The sequence below is a fragment of the Clostridium sp. AF32-7AC genome, assembly GCF_003477925.1.
GTDB lineage: Bacteria > Bacillota > Clostridia > Lachnospirales > Lachnospiraceae > Otoolea > Otoolea fessa.
Genome location: NZ_QUEG01000001.1, coordinates 267,912 through 290,276, shown reverse-complemented (window position 1 = coordinate 290,276; position 22,365 = coordinate 267,912). Strand labels below are relative to the sequence as shown.

At 48.7% G+C, this 22,365-nt stretch carries 14 protein-coding genes; all 14 read right to left on the bottom strand.

Annotated features, from left to right (window positions below; genetic code table 11):
* Positions 1 to 14: 14 nt before the first annotated feature.
* Positions 15 to 1,628 (bottom strand): type I-E CRISPR-associated protein Cse1/CasA, encoded by a 1,614-nt coding sequence (casA, locus tag DWZ45_RS01485; RefSeq protein WP_118467216.1) that lies wholly within the window; start codon positions 1,626 to 1,628, stop codon positions 15 to 17.
* Complete coding sequence (gene cas3, locus DWZ45_RS01480) at positions 1,621 to 4,290, bottom strand: CRISPR-associated helicase Cas3' (protein WP_182426608.1); 2,670 nt, start codon at positions 4,288 to 4,290, stop codon at positions 1,621 to 1,623. Before cas3 ends, casA begins: the two co-directional genes overlap by 8 nt.
* Positions 4,291 to 4,745: 455 nt before the next feature.
* The gene (locus tag DWZ45_RS01475) at positions 4,746 to 4,955 is read right to left on the bottom strand and encodes a hypothetical protein (protein ID WP_118467212.1); all 210 of its coding nucleotides are present in this window, start codon (positions 4,953 to 4,955) and stop codon (positions 4,746 to 4,748) included.
* Between the two features lie 155 nt (positions 4,956 to 5,110).
* Entirely contained in the window at positions 5,111 to 6,943 is a 1,833-nt protein-coding gene (locus DWZ45_RS01470; protein WP_118467210.1) for an ATP-dependent helicase, read from the bottom strand.
* Between the two features lie 281 nt (positions 6,944 to 7,224).
* The gene (gltX, locus tag DWZ45_RS01465; protein ID WP_118467759.1) at positions 7,225 to 8,682 is read right to left on the bottom strand and encodes a glutamate--tRNA ligase; all 1,458 of its coding nucleotides are present in this window, start codon (positions 8,680 to 8,682) and stop codon (positions 7,225 to 7,227) included.
* Positions 8,683 to 8,844: 162 nt separating this feature from the next.
* Complete coding sequence (gene mgtE, locus DWZ45_RS01460) at positions 8,845 to 10,200, bottom strand: magnesium transporter (RefSeq protein WP_118467208.1); 1,356 nt, start codon at positions 10,198 to 10,200, stop codon at positions 8,845 to 8,847.
* 371 nt (positions 10,201 to 10,571) lie between these two features.
* On the bottom strand, positions 10,572 to 11,681 hold the full coding sequence (locus DWZ45_RS01455; RefSeq protein WP_118467206.1) for a hypothetical protein: 1,110 nt from the start codon (positions 11,679 to 11,681) through the stop codon (positions 10,572 to 10,574).
* A 3-nt stretch (positions 11,682 to 11,684) separates the two neighbouring features.
* Positions 11,685 to 12,878 carry an ABC transporter permease gene (locus tag DWZ45_RS01450; protein WP_118467204.1) on the bottom strand — a complete coding sequence of 398 codons (1,194 nt, stop codon included), beginning with the start codon at positions 12,876 to 12,878 and terminating at the stop codon, positions 11,685 to 11,687.
* A 10-nt stretch (positions 12,879 to 12,888) separates the two neighbouring features.
* Positions 12,889 to 14,694 (bottom strand): zinc ribbon domain-containing protein, encoded by a 1,806-nt coding sequence (locus DWZ45_RS01445; protein ID WP_118467202.1) that lies wholly within the window; start codon positions 14,692 to 14,694, stop codon positions 12,889 to 12,891.
* A 65-nt stretch (positions 14,695 to 14,759) separates the two neighbouring features.
* Entirely contained in the window at positions 14,760 to 15,431 is a 672-nt protein-coding gene (locus DWZ45_RS01440) for an ABC transporter ATP-binding protein (RefSeq protein WP_118467200.1), read from the bottom strand.
* Positions 15,432 to 15,596: 165 nt separating this feature from the next.
* Positions 15,597 to 17,696, bottom strand: a complete 2,100-nt coding sequence (locus tag DWZ45_RS01435; protein ID WP_107001095.1) for a polyribonucleotide nucleotidyltransferase — start codon at positions 17,694 to 17,696, stop codon at positions 15,597 to 15,599.
* Between the two features lie 216 nt (positions 17,697 to 17,912).
* Complete coding sequence (gene rpsO / locus DWZ45_RS01430; RefSeq protein WP_022358577.1) at positions 17,913 to 18,179, bottom strand: 30S ribosomal protein S15; 267 nt, start codon at positions 18,177 to 18,179, stop codon at positions 17,913 to 17,915.
* A gap of 166 nt (positions 18,180 to 18,345) precedes the next feature.
* A complete protein-coding gene (locus DWZ45_RS01425) occupies positions 18,346 to 20,454 on the bottom strand; it encodes a L,D-transpeptidase family protein (protein ID WP_118467198.1) in 2,109 nt (702 codons plus the stop codon).
* 459 nt (positions 20,455 to 20,913) lie between these two features.
* On the bottom strand, positions 20,914 to 22,068 hold the full coding sequence (gene dnaJ / locus DWZ45_RS01420; protein WP_118467196.1) for a molecular chaperone DnaJ: 1,155 nt from the start codon (positions 22,066 to 22,068) through the stop codon (positions 20,914 to 20,916).
* Between the last annotated feature and the right edge of the window lie 297 nt (positions 22,069 to 22,365).

Sequence of the window (22,365 nt, the reverse complement as noted above, 5' to 3'; positions counted from 1 at the left end):
ACAATCCCTCCTTGCTACTGCTCAAAGCATTTTTTCAATGACACCTTAAATATATTAAAAGCACTTGAAGATGAATAATAAACTTTTCTTTCAACTCCATCCTTTTTTTCTTGTATTTCCCGCCCAACAAAAGCCTTATCTCCTGCTTGTTCAACATAGTTCATCCCAAGCTTTTCCGCTATCCGATATGCCTGAACTCTCCAGTCGTTTCGAATGTTCTCATAATATTCAGAATCACTCTCACCTATCGGATCCAACTCCTTTAACCATTTGCGGAATGGTATATCTATCTGGTAAAAGTACTCTTCTTTTCCATATTGAGTTTTTTCACCTGAACAATCTCCTGCAGCCTTCTTTAAGTCTTCTGTTAAATGATTAACTATATTTGCTGCTTTTTCACATTTTTCAATCTCTTCTCGTATGATTCTTACCAATATTTTTCCATTTGCAGTTAATAATTCTGTATGAAATTCCAGGTAATCGCCAAGAACATCTTTTACAAAAAAGTCTTTGTCCCCATATTGTACCGAGGCTGTCTTAAAGCAAATGATATTCTTTTTATCAATCATTTTCTTATCTTTCAGCCAAGCGACCCACCTAAGCACACCCGGTGTTCTGTTTTCCTGATCTGACATAACAAGGTTTGAAAAGTCGCGCCACATCTGTTTTTCTGGCAAATGCCTTCTTGGCTGATAATACGGAACGGCATTTCCTTTCGGTTCATATTTTTTCCATACAGTCATTTGTTCCATATATGCTGCTTCTTTTGGAAAAAAATCACCTCCCAACACATAATAACCACTGACCCCTTGCACCTCTTTTTTTAGAAGAATTCTTCTGGATTGTACTGTCAGTAGCTCTGCCTGATTTGATGGGACCACAATTTCGGTTCTCTCCGCACTCTTAACTGTTTCTGCTTCCCACACAGGTTTTGGACTGTCCCAACATTCTTTATCTGAAATATTGACCACTACAAGGTTCAACATCAAGGTTTCAAATAAATTGCTTCCATCTGCATAAATTAATCCCAGTTTTCCAAGCCATCCGGTTCCGGGTGATGGAAGACCCTTTTGCTTTGGCTTTGCAGATGTATCATCATATCCATTCAGATACAACAGCCATCTAGCTGCTTCTGAATCACTTAAAAATTTCTTTTCTTTTCCTGCACGATTTGAAAATAAGCGCAGTTTATTACTGCTCTCTGAGATTTCACCATTTAGCTTTGCTGCTTTACATTCTGTTCCAATAGCAGCCTTCGGTACCTGATAAAAGGGTCTGTTACTATCGTATAGATAAAAGCGTTCCTTCCACTTTGCTAAATATTCCCGAATCGGTTTCTCCGGAAGTTTTCCTTCATTCCAAATTTCTTCCCACCGTTCATATGCATCCTCTGTTTCTACAAGTTCGTCTTCATTTCCATCTGCATCATATCGATAAACAACTGTTTGCAATACTGCCAGAAGTAATCTTAATACTGCAACATCCTGCGTTGGCAACTCTCCAGATAATCCTCGATACTGGTGTGCATGGATCAGTGCATCTATCAATGATAGTTCCTTTACTTCTCCATTTTCCTGCATAACACAAACCCATGGTTCTTCTAAAAGATTGAATTTTTTATCATCCACGTTTCTCAACCTCCCATTCTAGACCCTTCTTTTCATCGTAAAACAGCTGGATTTCATCTAAACTCACGTGATTTGTCGTATCTAAAAATAATATTAACTCACCTTCCAGCATGGGACTGTTTTTCCACTCTTCTGTATGCCGTTCCATATCTATCCGTAATTGTTCTATCACACGTCCCACGCACCATGATTGCGCAAATCTTTGAGGAAGGCGGAGTTTTTGCTCTGATATTTCTCTGGCTTCCTCTATCGATAAAGTTTCCTTGAGATTGTATTTTTTCCCCTTTGATTTCCCAGCAATTATAGATGCAAAACCAGATTCTGCTTCTTTTACAACTATCACTTCTATTGATGGATTTCCATCCCTCACTGCTGCCTGTGCTTTTATATCGTCTAAGCCAACCGACTTATCCAGAAGCCCTACTAAAGTCCCTCCACATTTTCCTATCTCTGGTTTCTCCAGACAATATGGTTTCGCATTCTGTTTCCTAAGCATGCACTTCTTCTTATAATCTTCATATGCATTCTGAAAGCGTTGATTATCATCTGTTTCGCAATAAGTCTTCTGTACCAATGAGCAGATATCCGATGGAATCATAATCTTTTCCGGAAGAAGTGCTGATGTCTGCAGCAGCAGATATTCTCCATAAACCTCTGTCGCTCCCTTTTCCAGATTGTCTAACTCTGAATTCAATACTATGCATCTGGCACTTTCAAACATTTCTGGTCTTTTCCTCTCATGACGATGAAGACGACCAATTCTTTGCAATAAAAGATCCATTGGGCATAAATCTGTTATCAGTACATCAAAATCAAGATCCAATGATTGCTCCAACACCTGACTTCCAACTACAATCACCTCTCTTCTCTGCTCATTCGCCGAATGTTTTCCAACACAGTTCAAAATTTCTTTCTCATGTTCAAGTCGATCCGGAAGTATAAACTGCGAATGATCAATCAATACTTTTGCTTCCGGAAATTTATCCTGTATGAATTTTGCAATTTTCTGCACTCTTGAAACAGTATTTAATATAATTCCCATACACCCGCCATGTTTCAATACATTGCGGACTTCTTCTTCCAGTTGTTCTTCATTCTCTCTAACAATCTGAACAACCCTGTCTTTTTTATCATAAGGAATTGGTATTAATTGTACTCGTTCGTGATCTGACCATGAAATCAACGGGTATGAAGTTGTTTCCTTAATCAAGACATTTTTACATTTTTTCTTTCCGGCATATGCCTGCATCAAAGCCAATCGTTTATCCCCAGGGAGCGTAGCTGACAAAAGAATTACCGGAATATGATAAATCCCCAGCCACTGCAAAATACGTTCCAAATATGTATTCATATAAGGATCAAATGAATGGCACTCATCAATCACTGCAACTTTTCCTGCAAGCCCCAGATGACGAAGCATCACATGTTTCTGCATCAATGCTGCCATCAGAAGCTGATCGATTGTGCCAACCACAATATCGGATAACATTCTTGTTTTCTTTCCTCTAAAAAAGCTATGAACTATCAAAGCATCCTGATCATCGTCTTCTATGCAGACATCCCCATATTCCAGTTTTCTAAAATCTTCATTTAATTCCGCATTGGAATGATAAAGCTGGATCGAAACCTGATTAACATCTGACTGACCTGTTAGCCAGGAACTGATTCTTGTAAACATGGCATTTGTTGTTGCCTGTGATGGGAGAAAAAAGGCAATTCCTTTTAAATCGAAACGATTCATAAGAATCTCAGCTGCTGCCAGAGCCGCCTCCGTTTTTCCTTCTCCCATTGGTGCCTCCAGAATGATCAATCCTGGTTTTTTCATTCTGGCTGCAACACCATACATTTCCTTCTGTACTCGATTTGCAGTAAAATGGAACCTCTCTTCAAAAAAATCCTCCTGTTTCCACGCAGAACCCATCAAACATCCATCCGATAGGTTAAGATGTCTCATTGCATTCCTTGACCGATTATTATCATATGGTTCTGGATCATCTGTTACAGATAACAACGGAAAATAATAGCTGTTGCTTGCAATCCAGTCTGCCATAATCAAAAGTCCACAAAAAAGCATCTGAGCTGCTTCCGAAATACCTGGAATTTCTTCCTTTTCCGAATATCCCGCCTCTTCTAATGCCCATTTCAAGAGTTCCTCTTGCATTTTCCGCCATATAGATTTTTTATCTCCGTATTTTTTTCGCTCTAATGTTAATTCATCGATTGCGTCATCATCCATATTATTGGGTTCGGGAGATCCATGGTGTGCACCTACAATTGCTGCCACTGATTCCGGATATCCCATTGCTCGAAGAAGAACAGCCCCTGCATGTGCATGTTTAATATCCATCTGTGTTTTATTCAAGTTTGTTTCAATTCCGGCCGATTCTTGAAAACACCTGATGTCTGGAAGCTGTTCCAATATTCTTGTCTGGAATGCCGGAATACCTTTCCCTATATCATGCAGCAATGCGAGCAGTTTTGCTAATCGTATTCCCTCTTTTCTCGAGATCTCCATCTCATCATACACAGACCCCGGCAGCCATCTGCTCGCCAGGTATTCTATAACTCCAGCTGTGTCTTTTAAGTGGTCTAACAGCGGAAGCCACAAATTATCATTCTCTTTGCTGGCTTTTGCTGCAAGCAAGCGAATTTCAGGAATCATATATTCCCTCCTCACCAACATACATTTTTAAATTAACCATTCTTATTATATATTAGCACTCTGACCATCATTTATAAATCATTATTTATATTTTGCAAACTACTATTTGTTTTTCCTTTTTGCATAAATATGCTCACTTCTCTGTTCTTCACGTTCCTATCCGTTTTGCCATCTACAGATTATCAATCTTCACAGTGAGATAGTTTTTTGCAAAATCATCTGAACTTCCATAAATCAATCATATCATACTTTCCCATATATAGTAACCGCCAATCCGACAGATGTCGTATATATAGCCCACATAAAATCATCCATACAGTGATACTCTTTTCCAAAAAAGAAAAGCGGCTGCCCCCCGCTCAACCGCTTTAAATAATTCTTTTACCTATTATCTTCCTGCTTCTTCATCCCAGCTGCCGTTGACTTTTTCCATCTTTCTTCTGCATAGTAATTTTTTACAATACCAATTTTGCTATCAGCCAAACTCCGGCAATTCCCAAAAGCACCACCGAAAATGCCGCCGACAGTCCAAACACCAGTGTTCCAACTGCCAGTGAAATGATAAATCCAGCCAGACTCAGAACAGCTCCAAGGAGTCTTCCGCAGACACTTAAAAGCAGACCGACCACCTTAAAAACGACTACTAAAAATATAATTGCAAACAAAATCGGCGTACAACCGCCTCCTACCTATTTTCTTTTTCACCTTACGTTATGCTTCACGATAAACATATGCCAGAGTGCATCTCTGACTGACGATAGTATAGCTATTTTTCTGCCATTTGTAAATCTTATTATTCTCCCGTTTTCCGAATTTTTCTCTATGACTCCCGCCCCAGATACTCCCACACAAACCGCGATACTTCCGCCTTTTTATGGTACCTCTCCCGCACCGCATATACATGCAGCCGGGTCTTTGCACGCGTCATTGCCACATAGAACAGACGTCGTTCTTCCTCCATATCCTCGTCCAGCATCGCGCGGCTGTGCGGTGTGATGCCTTCATTGGCATCGAGAATATAGACAATGGGAAATTCCAGCCCCTTGGCACTGTGCATCGTCGCGAGCGTGATCGCGTCCGTCTCCGTCCGCCGCTGCACCGCCTGCCGGAGCAGTTCCTCCTTGTACGCGTCGATGTGTGCAAACCACTCGTCAAAGGTCTTGAAACCCGCCGCACTTTCTTTTAACTCATCGGCAGTCTCTAAAAGTTCCTCCGGCCGCATCCGCCGGAATGCCGCATACTCGATCAGATATTCGTCGTATCCCATGCCCTGGCGGATATAATTGACGGCTGCCAGAGGTGACATCCGGGCGATGGCCCGCAGATCGCCTTCCAGATTCTCGATCCGCTCGGCAATCCAGTCTTTCTCCGCATAGAATGCCTTCATCTTCTCGAACGAAACCGTCTCATCCGGCATCGCATCCCGGCTGATATAACGCTTCGGACGGTTGATGACCTGCAAAATATCTTCCCGCGCCCGGCTTCCCATGGCGATCCGGATATAGGTCAGGATATTTCGCGAAATCCAGTGTTCATAGAGGTTCGGCACCGTGTCCCGTGTCCGGAACGGCAGATTGTATTCCATCAGCTTTTCCATCAGAAAACGAGGACCAGCATTGGTCCGGTATAAAACTGCGATATCCCCCGGCCGCACTCCCGACTGCAGATACAGCTGTATCTCCCTGGCAATGGCCAGATTTTCTTCCCCCGGATCCTGCCAGAGCTTCGTGATCACGTTCTTCCCATGACGTCCCGTTGTATGGATGGCCTTTGAAAAACGTTTCTGGTTTTCTCCGATCAGCCGCAATGCCGGTGCCACGATCTCCTCGGTACTGCGGTAATTCACATCCAGAAGAATCCGTCCAGCCCCCGGATAATCCCGCTCAAACCCCAGCATAATCTCCGGTTTGGCCCCACGAAACCGGTAAATCGACTGATCATCATCGCCCACGATAAAAAGATTATCTTCCGGCTTGGCTAACATCCGCACGATCTCATATTGAAGCCGATTGATGTCCTGAAACTCATCAATCAGGATGTACCGATACCTTCTCTGCCAGGCAGACAGGATATCTTTTCTTTCCGTAAAAAGTTCCAGACACAGCACCATCATGTCATCGAAATCGATGAGTCCGGCTCGGCGCATTTTCTCTTCATAGCCTGCATAGAGCTGACGGAAAACTGCATCCGGACAGTTTTTGGAATAGTAATGTTCCAGTGCAATCCTCTCTCCCTTGACAGAGCTTATCTCACTTAAAATGGAGGCTGCAAACTCATTTTCATCCTCCGGCTCCAGACCTCCGGCCTGAGCCAGCTCCCGGACAAACTGCATCTGCTGCTCTTCCCGGACAATATTGTCAGCGGTATATCGGTATGCCAGCTTTAAGATCCTAAAAAAGATCGAATGAAAAGTACCGAAGGTGACTCTGGATCCGCCGCCGGTCAATGCTTCATACCGCTCCCGCATCTCCTCGGCTGCTGCCCGGGTAAAGGTGATTACCAGAATATCCCCCGGATCGATTCCGTACTCCTTCGTCAGATACTGGACCCGATGGGTGATCACCGTTGTTTTCCCTGATCCCGGTCCCGCCAGAACCATCATGGGACCATCTTTATGCATGATTGCCTGTGTCTGTGCTTTACTGAATGCCATTTCCTGTTTCCTTACTCCACAATTCAAGAATATCTCGGCATATTTGCTTCGAAATTCGCATTTTGACGTGCAAGACATCCTTCTGCCGCGCATCTGAAGCAAATCTGTCAAGTACAAATGTAAGAAAAGTGCGCCTTGGAATGTATTTCTCACAAAGCGCACCTTTTCACTGCTTTTCATGCATCTACGATACATGAAAAAGCAGTTATTTATTTACTACCTACTGATTTAATCTGCGAAGCCAAACTTGCTTCAAGTCGAACATCGACGGTTACGACAGCCTACTGCTGTGCCTCCAGAAGTTCAATCCCCTTCTTGATACGGCTGATCGACTCTTCCTTGCCAAGCACTTCCATGATCTCGGTCGCGCCTGCCGGCGTCATCTGCTTGCCGGATACAGCGGTACGGATCGGCCACATTACAAAGCCGGTCTTAACGCCCTCTTTGGATACATACTCGGACAGCGCCGCGTACAGGGCGTCGTTGGAGTAATCTTCCTGTGCTTCCAGAATCGGCAGAACATCTTTTAATACCTTTAAGGATGTCTCCAGATTGGTCTTCATCTTCTTGTGAACATACATCTGCGGATCATACTCCGGCAGTGTCTCAAAGAAATCGATGTGTCCCTCGATATCCGGGAAAATCTCGATTCTCGTCTTCACCATCGCCGCGATCTTCTTCAGATCCAGATCCTTGGTGATTACTTTTTTGATGTACGGCTCTGCCATTTCATAGAACTTATCAAAATCCATCGCCTTGATGTACTCGCCGTTCATCCATTTCAGTTTTACCATATCGAAAACAGCCGGAGATTTGCTGATATTCTTGTAGTTGAACTCTTTTACCAGCTCGTCTAAGGAGAAAATCTCCTGATTATTTTCCGGTGACCAGCCAAGCAGGGCAACGAAGTTGACAACTGCCTCGGAAACGAAGCCCTGATCGATCAGATCCTGATAGGAAGAATGACCGCTTCGCTTGCTCAGCTTCTTGTGCTCCTCGTTCGTGATGGTCGGGCAGTGCACATAAACCGGAACCTTCCATCCGAATGCGTCGTACAGACGGTTGTACTTCGGTGAAGAAGACAGGTACTCGTTACCGCGGACTACATGGGTGATCTGCTGTAAATGATCGTCCACCACATTTGCGAAGTTGTAGGTCGGGAATCCATCCGATTTGATTAAAACCATATCGTCCAGCTCGGAGTTATCTACGGAAATATCCCCGTAAATCTCATCGTGGAAGGTAGTCTTTCCCTCGGTCGGATTGTTCTGACGGATGACAAACGGCTTTCCTGCCTTTAAGTTTGCCTCTACCTCTTCCTTGGAAAGGTGCAGGCAGTGCTTATCATAGGTCATGATCTCTTCGCCGTTTACTTCTCTCTTTAAGCTGTTTAAGCGTTCCTGATCGCAGAAACAGTAATAAGCTTCGCCTTTATCAATCAGCTTCTTCGCATATTCCATGTAGATGCCCTGTTTCTGACGGTCGCTCTGTACATACGGGCCAACCGGACCTCCGATGTCCGGACCTTCGTCATGCTTCAGTCCGGTATCGCGCATCGTATTGTAAATGATCTCGGTCGCGCCTTCAACGAAACGCTCCTGATCGGTATCCTCGATTCGCAGGATAAAATCGCCGCCCTCATGTTTTGCAATCAGGTATGCGTATAATGCAGTTCTTAAGTTTCCTACATGCATTTTGCCTGTCGGGCTCGGTGCGTATCTGGTTCTGATCTTTGTCATACTTTTCACACGGCTGTCTGGAAGCTTATGTTCCAAACAGTTTTTCCTTTCCTAGAAATAATTAAAATATTGGAATTATAAAATAAAGTAACTGTTCCGTAAGTCTGCGCATTTACTGCGCTGACCATACGAAAACATGGGCCAGCAGGCAGGTAATTTATATCACGCCTTCATATTCAGCAGATGGCACGCCAGCTGGAAATAAATCATCAGGCTGCACGCATCCACGATCGTCGTGATCATCGGCGACGCCATGATCGCCGGGTCGAGGTGGATCGTCTTCGCCGCAATCGGAAGCACACATCCGATCGTCTTCGCGATGATAACCGTGCAGAACAGGCTGATAACTACCGTCAGGCAGATGAGTACCTGCCCCGGATACTGGATCATCAGGCGCACGAAATTGACAAGCGCCAGAGAAAGTCCACAGAGCATTCCCACGCGGATTTCTTTCCACATAACTTTCAGAATATCCGCCGGTTCTACCTCGCCGACCGCCATACCACGGATTATCATCGTGCTCGCCTGGCTGCCGGAGTTTCCGCCCGTATCCATCAGCATCGGAATAAACGTAACCAAAAGCGGAATTACCGAAAAGGCATTCTCATATTTTAACAAAATACCGCCGGTCACCATACTGCTCAACATCAGGATCATCAGCCACGGAATACGGTTTCTCGCGAGCTGGAACACGCCCGTCTTCAGGTACGGCTTCTCACTCGGCAGCATCGCCGCCATCTTCTCGAAGTCCTCCGTCGCCTCCTGCTCCATGACATCCATGACATCATCGACCGTGATGATGCCGACCAGACGGTCTTCACCGTCCACAACCGGTAAACTCAAGAGGTTGTACTCATTGAACGTCTCCACAACCTTTTCCTGGTCTTCCGTCGTATACGCCTTGATCACATGCGGATCCATGATATCGCCCATGAGCGCCGCATAATCATTCATCAGAAGATCCTTGACCGTCACAACGCCCTCTAAGCGGCGTTTTTCATCCATGACGTAGCAGGTGTAAATCGTCTCCTTGTCCACGCCATATTTCCGGATATAATCAAATGCCTGCTCCACCGTCATATTTTTCTTGAGTCCCACGTACTCCGCCGTCATAACGCTTCCGGCACTGTTTTCCGGGTAATTGAGGAACTGGTTGATCAGTTTTCTCGTATCCGGGCTGGAGTTCTGAAGTACGCGCCGCACGATCGTCGCCGGCAGCTCCTCCAGCATATCGACCGCATCATCGACATACAGGTCGTCAATGATGGCACGCAGCTCATTATCCGTAATACTGGTAATGATGTGCTGCTGCTGTTCGACTTCCAGACAGGCAAATACCTCCGATGCCAGCTCTTTCGGCAGCATACGGAATACAACGACCGTCTTTTCTGAATCCAATTCTTCGATAAATGAGGCAATATCCACCTCATTCATCTCGACCAGCTGGCTTTTCAGCTCCCGATACTTCTTCCCGGACAGCAGAGCCAGCAGCTCTTCTTTCTTCTCTTCTTCTAACATTCCCGTCTCCTTCCAAAATATTGTCATTTTGGAAATCGGACAGGCTGCTCCTTTCCTGCTCCTGCACACAGGCAGAATGCCGGAAACTTATCCACAGATGCGGCAGTGTACACAAGGAATCCGCTGTTTGCAGCTGTCATTCCTGCAAATGCATGTGTACGCTGCCTTCGGTTCTGGGTAGCTGCCGTCTGATTCCGCCTTATGACTCCGGCTTTCCATTGTGTTCACTCCTCTCCTGATTTTCTCGCATGAAAACATCCGGCAGATTGATGCTCGATACCGGATGTCTCTTTTTATTATAATAATTGAATGAAAAAATAGCAATCTTTTTATCGAAGTTATCCAAAAAAACGTTGTAAAAAAGTAATTGTTCACGGGTAGACACTTTGGGAACCAAAAATGCCGCTCAGATACCACCACGGCGGCAGCAGCTTTCGCACACCCGCGGCTCCCGGCAAAAAGAGCGAAGCGTCAAAAAAGATCGGACAGAGCAGGAGGCTCGCAAGGATAAACACCGGAATCAGCGCCGCCAGAAATCCCGGCTTCCGGCAGACTGCCAGGCATCCAAAGGCATACATGGTCACGAAGAAGAGATAAAAAAGCAGCTTTCCCGCCTCTAAAAGCGGCTCTGCCCCATTTCCCGACGCCAGAAGCGCCGCATAGGCCGAAATGGATGCTAAAAAGACAAATGCCGCGATCTCCGCCGTCTGCAGCAGCCACCGCTCCCGGCTCCGGACCGCCGCATAAAGCCCGCGCTCTGCATCCTCGCCCGCCATGACAGCTGCCGCCAGCCCCATGATAAAAAGGAAAACCGCCGTCAGCCCGCGCACCGGAAAGACCACCTTCATCGCCCCTGTCTGCAGTGCCGTTCCTCCCTGTAAGGTCTGATAATCAAAGGTAAAGGTGCTTCCGTTGCTGCGGTATTTTTCATAGAGTTTCATCAGCACGCCGCACGCCTTTTCCCGCGCCTCCGTCGTCTGGCAGCGCGCCATCACCGTCTGGAATGCCGCTCCATTTTTCCCATAATCTGCCAGCAGTTCCCGCCCGTACACCTCGAACAGTTCAGAAAATATCTTTTCTGATATAATTTTCTCTGCCACCGTGGACGGCGACACCAGCACGCGGACCGCACGGGTATAATGCCCCTCGTCCAGCCGTTCTTTTAATCTCTCTGGAAACAGGTAGGCGCACTCCGCCCGTCCGGTCATAACCGCCTTCTTTGCCTCTTCCTCCGTCCCGCACGGATAAAAGAAAAATGAACGGCTCTCTTCCGATTCCAGTCTTTCTGCAAGCGCCTGATTCCATGCATCCGTTCCCGGACAGAGCGCCACCGCGATCCGCCCGGAATCCCGTTTTTCCACCTGATGGAGCACGCCCATTCCCAATGGAAAAATCAGAAGAAATAGGAGGAACACCGGGCGGTAAAGAGCCCGCCGCAGCGTCATTCCAAACATACAGAACCACCACGCCAGCTTCCGCATCCGTCAATCCCTCCTTTTTCCGGCGGCAAGCGCCATTGCAAAGCATGCCAATGCAGCCGCTGCCAGTTTCCACAGCACCGAAACCGCCCCTGTCTCCTCGCCCGAAGCAATAAAGCGGATTCCATCCATCCAGAGCGCCGTCACCGTCATATTTCCGACTTTCTGAACCAGTTCCGGCAGAAAGACGGACGGGATGATGCCGCCCGCCAGAAAGAGAAATACCACACTGACCGCAAACAACGTCAAAATCGCCGCTGCCGAACTTCTGCACACCTCATAAAACAGCAGAATCCACGCCGAAACTGCCGCGCAGGTCAGCCCCCACGCCGCCAGTTCTTCCCGCCCCGCCAGCGCATATCCCTTCTGCACCGCCCAGCCATAGCCGCCCGCTGTGACTGCCATCAGAAGAAGCGTCATGCACAAGCATTTGCAGAAAAGCGGATACCACCGCCGGATCCCGATGCGCCGAAGCCCCTGTTCCAGCGCCTCCGTCTGGGGAGCCAGAAACGGTGCTGCCGGGATTCCGGTAAGAATCATCAGAAATACAATCCCCGAAATTCCATAAAAGACCGCCGTCGATACATTCCCTGCAGCGCTGACCGTTTTCTTCCGGAAAAGTGCCTCGCGGTTCATCGCATATTTTAAAAAGATACGGTTCAAATCCTGTTCAGACACCGAAATCTGTTCCGGCACTCCCTGGATATTTAAACATTCATTTGCCGCGTAGATCGCCGCCTGCGAAGTGCCAAGCATCGAACTGCCCGACTCTGCCAGTTCCCGGAAAACAGCGCCTTCCAGCCCGCTCTCATCCGGAAACCAGATCGTGGCTGGCTGGTTCGTACCGTCCAAAATGCCGCGCGCCATGCCGGACGGCACCTCGAAAACCGCTTGAAGCTCCCCGCTTTTCATCTTTTGAAACGCTTCATCGTGTTCCAGATACGAAAAGTCGCAGAGACTTTCCACGCTGTCCAGCGAGGCAATCATTTTGGTTATCTTTTCCGAAAGCGCATCGTCCTCCGGAAGCACCACGCCCACCTCGATTTTCTTTAAAGATGTTTCCCCATATAAAACCTTAGACGCCGAAAATGCCGCCATGCCGACGAGCAGCACCATCACCGCCAGCCCTGCCAGAAAATACGGCAGCTGGCGGAGCAGGCGCTTTCCGGTCAGCAGCAGATATATCATATATGTTCGCATTTTCCGCCGCCTATGACATGACTTTCAGGAGAATTGCGAACAGGTTGCCTGTTATCTCCGTTGTGACCTGGTTATAATCCTCCTCGGAGGAAGCCAGCACATCAAATGGAACGCCGTCCGGCTGCGCGATCTCATCCTCCAGCGGGTTGACATAATAGGAACCGGCAAATTCAACATAAGAACTGCTTCCATTTAACAATGTCGTTTCCAGACGCAGGGAATCCATATCGATATGGACGCTCTCGCCCTTCGAAAGCTCGCTGACCGCGCCATTCGCCGTGAGCGACGCCTGAGACGCACCATTACTCTGCAGATCCAGCTTTACCTCATAGCTGCCGTCCGCGATCTGATAGTCGCCATCCAGGATAAACTGGTATTTCTCTTCGTCGCCTTGCAGGGTCGCAATTACCTGACCACTCCAGCTCTTTCCAGCCTCGTAAGCGCCTGTTTTATCCAGGGAAACCGTGATAATCTGACCGTCCGAATCCTCAATATTTAACGCCCCATTCACATTCGACAGCATGTTGTAACCGCCGCCAAAGGAAACATCGCCGTAAAAACGGACATTTTCTTCCTCAACCGTTGCATCCGTCTCATAGGAAAATCCAGCCATTTTGCCGTCTTTTCTCACATAGACATCCATCGTCACATCCCCGATGGTATTTTCCATTTCCTCTACCAGATTGTCCAGCACCGCTTCCGCCTGGGCCCAGAGTTCCTTCTGCTGTTCCTCCGGATCCACGCTCTCTCCGTCCCCGTCCGCTGCATAGATGCCGCTTGCGCCGCCTGCCAGTTCCAGATAGCGCACCACATCCTGCTTGAGCGTCTCATCGTTCAGGAAAAATTCTCTCGTCGTCTTTGCAAAGCTGATCAGCGCATCCTTCGGCAGAGTCACATGGTAACCGCGGCAGTTCTCGCTCTGTCCGTCGATCGTAAACTCTTTTTTGTCATTCTTAGTGACGGTCATAGCCGCTTTGAGGTCATCAATCGCCTTGCTTCCCTCTTTGTAGCGGTTCCAGAGTGCTTTCAGATCCAGCATCGGCTCCTCGTCCGAAAGCGCTTCCTTGTACTGTCCCAGATAATTTGCCAGCCCCTCAATATCAATCCCCTGCTCTTCGAGCTTCTGCGCCGCATACGGAGAATTAATGAGCTGTCCTTCCAGATCATTGGCATAGTCAAGGGTAAACATACGGCTGGAAAGTACCGGAATCGCCGCCATGATCTGTGTATCATCCATGTAAAGCTGTGCGTCCGCCAATTCTCCTCCGCCATACTGCAAGGAAAGATTTAGCAGCTGCCGTCCGCTGTCCACATCGCGCTTCACATCCAGACCGATGCCCGCACCGCTCATCTGGTTCAGGGATTCATCGGAAATACCTGTCATACTTAACTCCATCCCCGTCTGCGCGGATCCCTTCTGTAAAAGGTCTTCCAGCTCTTTCGTCCCAAAGATCTCCTCAGACGGATTTAACTGCCCTTCCGCCGTGATGCTCTTGAACGCATCGATCACTGTGTCCTTCGGATCTGCCTGATGGCTGAGCATCACACCGCCGCCGATCACGGCCACCGCTGCGGCTGCTCCGGCTGGAATGAGCCATTTCTTCCTGCTGGAACCATTTCCGCCCGTTCTGCCACCTGCAGCATTTCCACCGATTTCAGCGCCAGCTGTTCCGCCTGCACCGGTTCCATCCGCTGTGTTAGATGCGGCCGTAAGCGCCTGCGCCGCTGCCTCTGCCGGGTTTAGTGGGGTTGAATTGTTTGACATGTTTGTATTGTTTGCATTGTTTGTGTTGTTTGTGTTGTTTCCCTCTTTCACCTTGTACCTCCTCCTGTTTTCTCACTCTTAAAACGTTACTGTTCACGCATACGTGCCCAGTAACCTTAAAACCTCTGTATCAGCTCCCGCGCCGAAAGCCCTGCCTCCGTCGGAACCAGCACACCGTCCTTTAATACATAAAGGGTTGTACACGCCCCTATCTCTCCCATCTCATGGGATGTTAAAAGAACTGTCCCCCCTGCTTTCACATAGCTCCTGATATAAGTCAGGATCTGCTCCTTGGCCTCCAGGTCAAGCGCTGCCCCCGGTTCATCGAGAATCAGGATATCCGCGCGTCCGGAGAGTGCCGCCGCGATGCTCAGCCTCTTTTTCTCTCCGCCTGAAAGCCGTCCCGCCTGCGTTTTCAAGAATCGGTCCACGCCCAGCACATGACCGACGCCGCATTCCAGATCCCGCTCCATCTCCCGCCGTTTCCCCCGGAACCAGAGACGGTAATTATCAAATGCCGTCAGCTCCGGGATCAATGGATTTTCCTGAGGCACATAGGCGATTTTTTCTTCTAATAGACGATGTCTTCCAAGCGCCTCCTGCCCGTCAATCCGAATACTCCCCCGATCCGGCTTGCGGATCCCCGCGAGGATCGAGAGCAGCGTCGTCTTGCCGCATCCATTTCCGCCGACAATCCCGATGCATTCCCCTGGATTTGCCCGAAAAGAGACATTTTTTAGGATCGTCCTTCCGCGGTACCGTTTTTCTATCCCTGTTACCTCTAACATATTTTTCCTCTTTGTAAAGTAAAAAGGAACACCGCAAAGCAGAAGCGAACCGCTTCTCTGCCTTGCAGCATTCCTTACTTTATCTGGTCTGCGCCGCAGTGATGCAGGCACATTGATTTTATGATGGATGATTGCAGCACATCGTGTGCATTTGCAATCTATTTATTATTTATTTTCAGCCAGATCGCCTGGTTTCATGCTCAGGTTGATACGCCCCATCTTATCGACCTCGATTACCTTTACAGTAACTTCATCGCCGATGTTGACAACATCCTCTACCTTCGCTACGCGCTTGTCCGAAAGCTTGGAAATATGAACCATACCATCCTTGTTCGGAGCCAGCTCTACGAATGCACCAAAATTCATGATACGGACAACGGTACCTGTCAGAATCTGACCCGGCTCGATGTCGGTCACGATGCCCTTGATGATGGAAACTGCCTTGTCGATCATTGCCTGATCGGTGCCGCATACAGATACGCTGCCATCGTCCTCGATATCGATCTTAACGCCGGTCTGCTCGATGATCTTGTTGATTACCTTGCCCTGTTTGCCGACTACATCGCCGATCTTCTGCGGATCGATGGAGATCTGAACGATCTTCGGAGCATACTGGCTGACGGTCTTTCTCGGCTCGGAGATAACCGGAGCCATAACTTCATCCAGAATGTAGAGTCTTGCCTCTCTCGTCTTAGCGATTGCCTCCTCGATGATCGGGCGGGTCAGACCGTGGATCTTGATATCCATCTGGATGGAAGTAATACCCTTGTGAGTGCCGCCTACCTTGAAGTCCATATCGCCGAAGAAGTCTTCCAGACCCTGGATATCGGTCAGAACGATGTAATCATCATCGGTGTCGCCTGTTACCAGACCGCAGGAAATACCAGCTACCGGAGCTTTGATCGGTACACCTGCTGCCATCAGGGACAGAGTGGATGCACAGATACTTGCCTGGGAGGTAGAACCATTGGATTCCATCGTCTCAGATACGGTACGGATTGCATACGGGAACTCTTCCGCAGTCGGAAGTACCGGCACAAGCGCACGCTCCGCCAACGCACCATGACCGATCTCACGGCGTCCCGGTCCTCTGGACGGTTTGGTTTCGCCTACGGAGTAGGACGGGAAGTTGTAATGGTGCATATATCTCTTGGATGTCTCGTTCTCATCCAGTCCGTCGATCTTCTGTGCCTCGGACAGCGGAGCCAGTGTACAGATATTTAAAATCTGTGTCTGTCCACGGGTGAACATACCGGAACCGTGTACACGCGGCAGAATGTCGATCTCTGCTGCCAGCGGACGGATCTCGGTAATACCGCGGCCATCCGGACGCTTGTGATCTTTGAGGATCATCTTGCGGACAGTCTTCTTCTGGTACTGATATACAGCCTCACCCAGAACAGCCAGCCACTCCTCGTTATCAGCGAATGCCTCTTCCAGGCGCTCAGTGATTGCGCGGATATTCTCTTCTCTCTTCTGTTTCTCGTCTGTAAATACAGCCTCTTCCATCTCTTCCTGCGGAACCAGCTCACGAATCGCTGCAAACAGCTCTTCCGGAACTGCACAGCTCTCGTAGGAATGTTTCGGCTTGCCGCACTCTGCTACGATGGTGTCGATGAATTTGATGATCTCCTGGTTTACTTCGTGTGCCTTGAAGATCGCATCGATCATGATGTTCTCCGGAACTTCCTTTGCGCCAGCCTCGATCATGATAACCTTCTCGCGGGTGGAAGCAACGGTCAGAGCCATATCAGATACTTTCTTCTGTGCGTTAGTCGGGTTTACGATAAACTCGCCGTCGATCATGCCGATCTGGGTGGTCGCACACGGACCATCAAACGGGATATCGGAAATGCAGGTTGCGATTGCAGAACCTAACATCGCGGTATACTCCGGGCTGCAGTCCTGGTCAACGGATAATACGAGGTTATTTAAGGTAACATCGTTGCGGTAATCCTTCGGGAACAGCGGACGCATCGGACGGTCGATAACACGTGCCGTCAGAACTGCGTTCTCAGATGCCTTTCCCTCTCTCTTGTTAAATCCGCCCGGAATCTTTCCGACCGAATACATCTTCTCCTCAAACTCAACGCTTAACGGGAAGAAATCAATACCGTCACGCGGCTTGTCAGAAGCTGTCGCGGTTGATAATACGGTTGTATCTCCATAATGCATAAATGCAGCACCATTTGCCTGAGCTGCTACACGGCCAACATCCACTGTTAAAGTTCTGCCAGCCAGTTCCATCGAAAAACTCTTGTACATCTCATATCTCCTTTCATCTTGTTTTGCAGAAGAACCTTCACATTCTCATACGCCGCTTTCGGTTCCAAAAGTGCCTTTCTGTGAAAAGTAATACCGAAACTACTGCTCTGCCCGCAAATATGTTTTTCTGCTTTACGGGTACAGCAGCGGTCTCGGACTTTTCTTCTACATAAACAACTAGGGTGGATTGCTCCACCCTATACGTTTTAATCTTAATTACTTTCTGATGCCTAACTTCTCGATCAGTGCACGGTATCCTTCCAGATCGGATTTCTTTAAGTAATCCAGAAGACCACGTCTCTGTCCTACCATCTTCAGAAGTCCGCGGCGGGAATGATGATCCTTCTGATTGGATTTTAAATGCTCTGTAAGCTCAGCGATTCTAGCGGTCAGAATTGCGATCTGAACCTCCGGTGAACCTGTATCGCCTGCTTTTCTTCCGTACTGTTCGATAATAGCTGCTTTCTTTTCCTTTGAAATCATTGTGATTTCCTCCTTAAAATAATTATTCTTACCGTATGCTAAGTTTATGTCGGAGTCGTCAAAAAACTGAGCACCGGCGGACTCATACCTAGTTAGTATAACACAATATGTTTTCGGTGTAAATCATTTTATGCAGGTTTTTTCTCGATTTTATTCCCGTTTCTTCCTATGCTCCTGGTCCCACTGCAATATTTCCACCATTATCCCCCGAAGGACCTCCCGGTCCTGCCTGGGTCGGTGCCGCAGTCTCCGGCGCTTTCGTCTCCGCCTGCGTCGGCGCTGTGGTCGGTGCCGGACCCGGTGCCTGTGTTTCTGCCGGTGCTGGCGCCTGCGTCTCTGGCGGAGCTGCTGTTTCTGCTGGCGCCTGCGTCTCTGCCGGCTTCGTCTCCGCCGGTTTTGCCGTACCGCTCGTCGTACTCTTCTCCGTACCAGGCAGATTGTAGCAGATCACCGGAGTTCCTGCCGAAATATTGTCAAAGATCGTCTTTGCAACACTCGGCGGCAGGTTGATACAGCCGTGGGAACCGCCCGTCTTGTAAATCGTACCGCCAAAACTGCTTCTCCACTTCGCATCATGCATACCGATACCATTATTGAACGGCATCCAGTAATTAACCGGCGTCCGGTAATTTTCACCCTTCAGGACCGCATTTTTCTGCTTATATGCCAGCGGATACGAGCCTGCCGGGGTTCCCCAGCCTTTCGCCAGGTTTCCAGATACGAAATCCGACTCTACCACCAGCTTTCCTTCTTTATAGAAGAAAAGGTGCTGTCCGGTCAGGTTGATCTCCACGTAAGTATCGCCGTAGTCATTTGCCCCATGGCTCGCCGCCTTCTGGGAATACTCCGGCTCACGCGTCGTACTCTCGCCGGAGGCAATTATCGCTGCCAGCGCTTCCGTCTCTGCCGCCTGGTTGATCTTCCAGCCATACGTTCCGCCGCTTACCTGAATCGTGGAACCATACGATGTTTTCAATGTTTTCGCTTTGTTTGAAGTATTGTGTGCTTTCGCCATCTCAGACACGTACTCCGACACCTTGGAGGAATCTACCGAAACACTTCCGTCTGCATTGGCAATCAGCCACGCATGAATCTGATCTCCATTTAAGGTCTCCGTCGAATCGCCAAACTGGTATGTCACGCTCATTTTCGCGTATTTATTCATCTTATCCAGCTGTTCTGCCAGAGATGCATCGTCTTTCAATACCGTCGGCTTCTTATAGACATCTGCTTCCTCCAGCGATAAATGATCCTGCAGATTCTCGATCGCACCCGTTACCGCCTGTGTCAGCTTCTCCGCCTCGACTGCCGTTCCTTCCTGTTCGGGCTCAATCGAATATCCCTGTCCGGACACATACTCAGAAATCTTTGCATTGACCGGTTCTACCGCTTTCTCCGGGTCTAAACACGATAAATTCCGGATCTGACTTTCCAGCGCCGCATCGTCATACGCCACCATCGTTCCGATCGTATATTCTTCCTGTTTCATATGCCACAGCCATGCGAACGGGTTCTGCGCCGCTACCATCTTTTCCAGGCTGCCGTCAAACTCCGCATGCAGCTTGATATCGGTTCCGGCGATGGTTTCTGTCTGATTATTTCTCTCATCGATCGTCAGTGTATAACCATTCACACCTTCCGCAATCAGTTCCTGCACCTCTGCCGCTGTCTTTCCGGACGCGTCAACACCGTTGATCTGCGTATTCGGAAAGAACCGGGTCTTATATTTCTGGGACATTCCCACATAGACGCCTCCGGCTGCCACGAGCAGAATGCCCGCCGTACAGGCAGCGATCCACGCCGCCTTTTTACCGTTTTTTCTATGCTCAGCTTTCAGAGCTGCCTTTTCCGGGGTGGCTTCCGTCCAGGATGCCGTCTTTCCGGAATCCTGTCCCCGCTGCGGCGCCGCATGGGCTGCCTCCCGCCCTGTACCCGCGCTCTGATTTCCACGGGCGCGGCTGCGCTTTCGACTGGCTGTCTCCTCCGGCTCTTTCTCCGGCAGGCGTTCCGGCTCTTCCCACCGGTTCTGATCCTGACGCTCTGGCTGGTGTATGTTTTCCATGTCCAGCTCTGCTTCCCTTAGGATCCGTTCTTCCATATCCCGGTCGAAATAATCATCATCCAAATAGCCCTCATCCGGCTCATCCAGATAATCTTCATCTTCCAGCATAATCTCCCGGCTGTTCATCGCCGTATTTCGTCTCACCGGCTCCCGCCCATCTTCGCGGCTGCCGGAACGTGAATTTTTATTCAAATTCCCGTTTCTATCTGTCATCTTCCTATTCTCCCTTTAAAAATCCAATACGGGTTCCTATTCCCGGAAGGACCTGCCATTCAAGTAATGATTTTATCATTTGGCATATTTTTCTGACAAAAATCCATGCTATCTGTGTTGCTGGTCCTCCATCGTCCTATTGTATATAAGTTTTAAACGGAAGTCAACTTACAAAACTCTGTCATTTTCTGGTATATTCTGTTACGTTTCTGTTCACGGGTAGGCACTTTTGGAACCGAAAGTGCCGTAAGAAAACGTGGTGGCAGCAGGAATTTGCCGTATTTAAATGCGAAGCCACGGCAAATTCCGTTACTGGTCACGTATGCGTGAACAGTAACTATATTCTGTTACAGAACGCGTAATGGGACGTAATTTTCTATGAAACAGAAACAAAGAGCTGCCGCGCCGCATTTTTATGTCAGCCCGACAGCTCTTTTCTATTTTTGTCCTGTCCGTATTCTATTTCTCCAGCTTTCCGAACAGTCCTTTCTTCTTATGTTTCTCGCCCTCCGGTGCAATTCCGTTCATGGCATCGTCAAACTTGCGAAGCGCTTCCTTCTGTGCCTCGGTCATGCGCTCCGGAACCTGTACCACCAGCGTCACGAAATGGTCGCCGCGCACGTTGCGGTTACGCAGGGACGGAACACCTTTTCCTTTCAGACGGACTCTCGTATCTGTCTGGGTTCCCGGTTTGACCTCATACTCTACCTCGCCGTCCACCGTCTTGATGCGGATCGGACCGCCGAGTGCTGCTTTCACGAAGGAAATCGGCACAGTTGAGTAGATTGTTGTATCCTGACGCTTGAAGACCGGGTGCTGGGATACCACTACTTCTACCAGTAGATCTCCGCGCGGACCGCCGTTGGTACCCGGTTCGCCATTGCCGCGGTCACGCAGCATCTGACCGTTGTCAATACCTGCCGGGATCGTCACTTTGATCTTCTTTCTCTTCGCTACATAGCCGGTTCCGTAGCAATCCGGGCATTTATCCTTGATGATCTTTCCGGTTCCGTTGCAATCCGGACAGGTCTGTACATTCTGAATCTGACCAAAGAACGACTGCTGCGTGTACATGATCTTGCCTTTACCGTTACATTTCGGACAGGTCTGCGGCTGGGTTCCCGGTTTTGCACCCGTTCCATGGCATTTCTCACAGGTTTCCTTTAAGTTTAACTCCAGCTCTTTTTCACAGCCGAAGATCGCTTCTTCAAAAGTAATCCGCACACTGGTACGCACATCCGCGCCGCGCATCGGTCCGTTGCTTCTGCCGCCGCGGCTGCGTCCGCCGCCAAAAATATCTCCGAAGATATCTCCGAAAATGTCTCCCATATCGCCGCCGTTGAAATCAAAACCACCGAATCCGCCAGCGCCGCCTGCACCGCCGTCAAAAGCCGCATGGCCGAACTGATCATACTGACGTCTCTTCTCCGGATCACTCAGTACGCTGTAGGCCTCCGATGCCTCCTTAAATTTATCGGCTGCCGCCTGATCGCCCGGATTTGCATCCGGATGATATTTTTTGGCCAGGGTTCTGTATGCTTTTTTGAGTGTCGCATCGTCCGCATCTTTCGGGACGCCTAAGACCTCATAGTAATCTCTCTTACTCTCTGCCATTTCAGCTCTTCCTTCCCAAAATCCGCCGGTACATTTGACCGCATCCGGCAGAGTTTCTATCGTATCTATTTATCTTCCCACAACGTAACTGTTCAGTACCTTCACAGTCACGCGCAAAAATCCATTAAAAATTGCCTACGGCAATGGGATTTTTGCCTGCTGACCCATGTTTTCGTACGGTCAGCGCAGTAAATGCGCAGACCTACTGAACAGTTACCCCACAACCTACAAATGGGGGTCTGCCGCAGATTCCTGCGACAGCCCCTCACTGCGTTTTTCTATTGATACCCCGATGCC

Bases quoted from the DNA above. Each gene is read 5' to 3' on its own strand.
- cas3 (WP_182426608.1), bottom strand. From the start codon at position 4,290: ATGATTCCTGAAATTCGCTTGCTTGCAGCAAAAGCCAGCAAAGAGAAT.
- DWZ45_RS01470 (WP_118467210.1), bottom strand. From the start codon at position 6,943: ATGGCATTCAGTAAAGCACAGACACAGGCAATCATGCATAAAGATGGT.
- gltX (WP_118467759.1), bottom strand. From the start codon at position 8,682: ATGACAAAGATCAGAACCAGATACGCACCGAGCCCGACAGGCAAAATG.
- mgtE (WP_118467208.1), bottom strand. From the start codon at position 10,200: ATGTTAGAAGAAGAGAAGAAAGAAGAGCTGCTGGCTCTGCTGTCCGGG.
- DWZ45_RS01455 (WP_118467206.1), bottom strand. From the start codon at position 11,681: ATGCGGAAGCTGGCGTGGTGGTTCTGTATGTTTGGAATGACGCTGCGG.
- DWZ45_RS01450 (WP_118467204.1), bottom strand. From the start codon at position 12,878: ATGCGAACATATATGATATATCTGCTGCTGACCGGAAAGCGCCTGCTC.
- DWZ45_RS01440 (WP_118467200.1), bottom strand. From the start codon at position 15,431: ATGTTAGAGGTAACAGGGATAGAAAAACGGTACCGCGGAAGGACGATC.
- DWZ45_RS01435 (WP_107001095.1), bottom strand. From the start codon at position 17,696: ATGTACAAGAGTTTTTCGATGGAACTGGCTGGCAGAACTTTAACAGTG.
- rpsO (WP_022358577.1), bottom strand. From the start codon at position 18,179: ATGATTTCAAAGGAAAAGAAAGCAGCTATTATCGAACAGTACGGAAGA.
- DWZ45_RS01425 (WP_118467198.1), bottom strand. From the start codon at position 20,454: ATGACAGATAGAAACGGGAATTTGAATAAAAATTCACGTTCCGGCAGC.
- dnaJ (WP_118467196.1), bottom strand. From the start codon at position 22,068: ATGGCAGAGAGTAAGAGAGATTACTATGAGGTCTTAGGCGTCCCGAAA.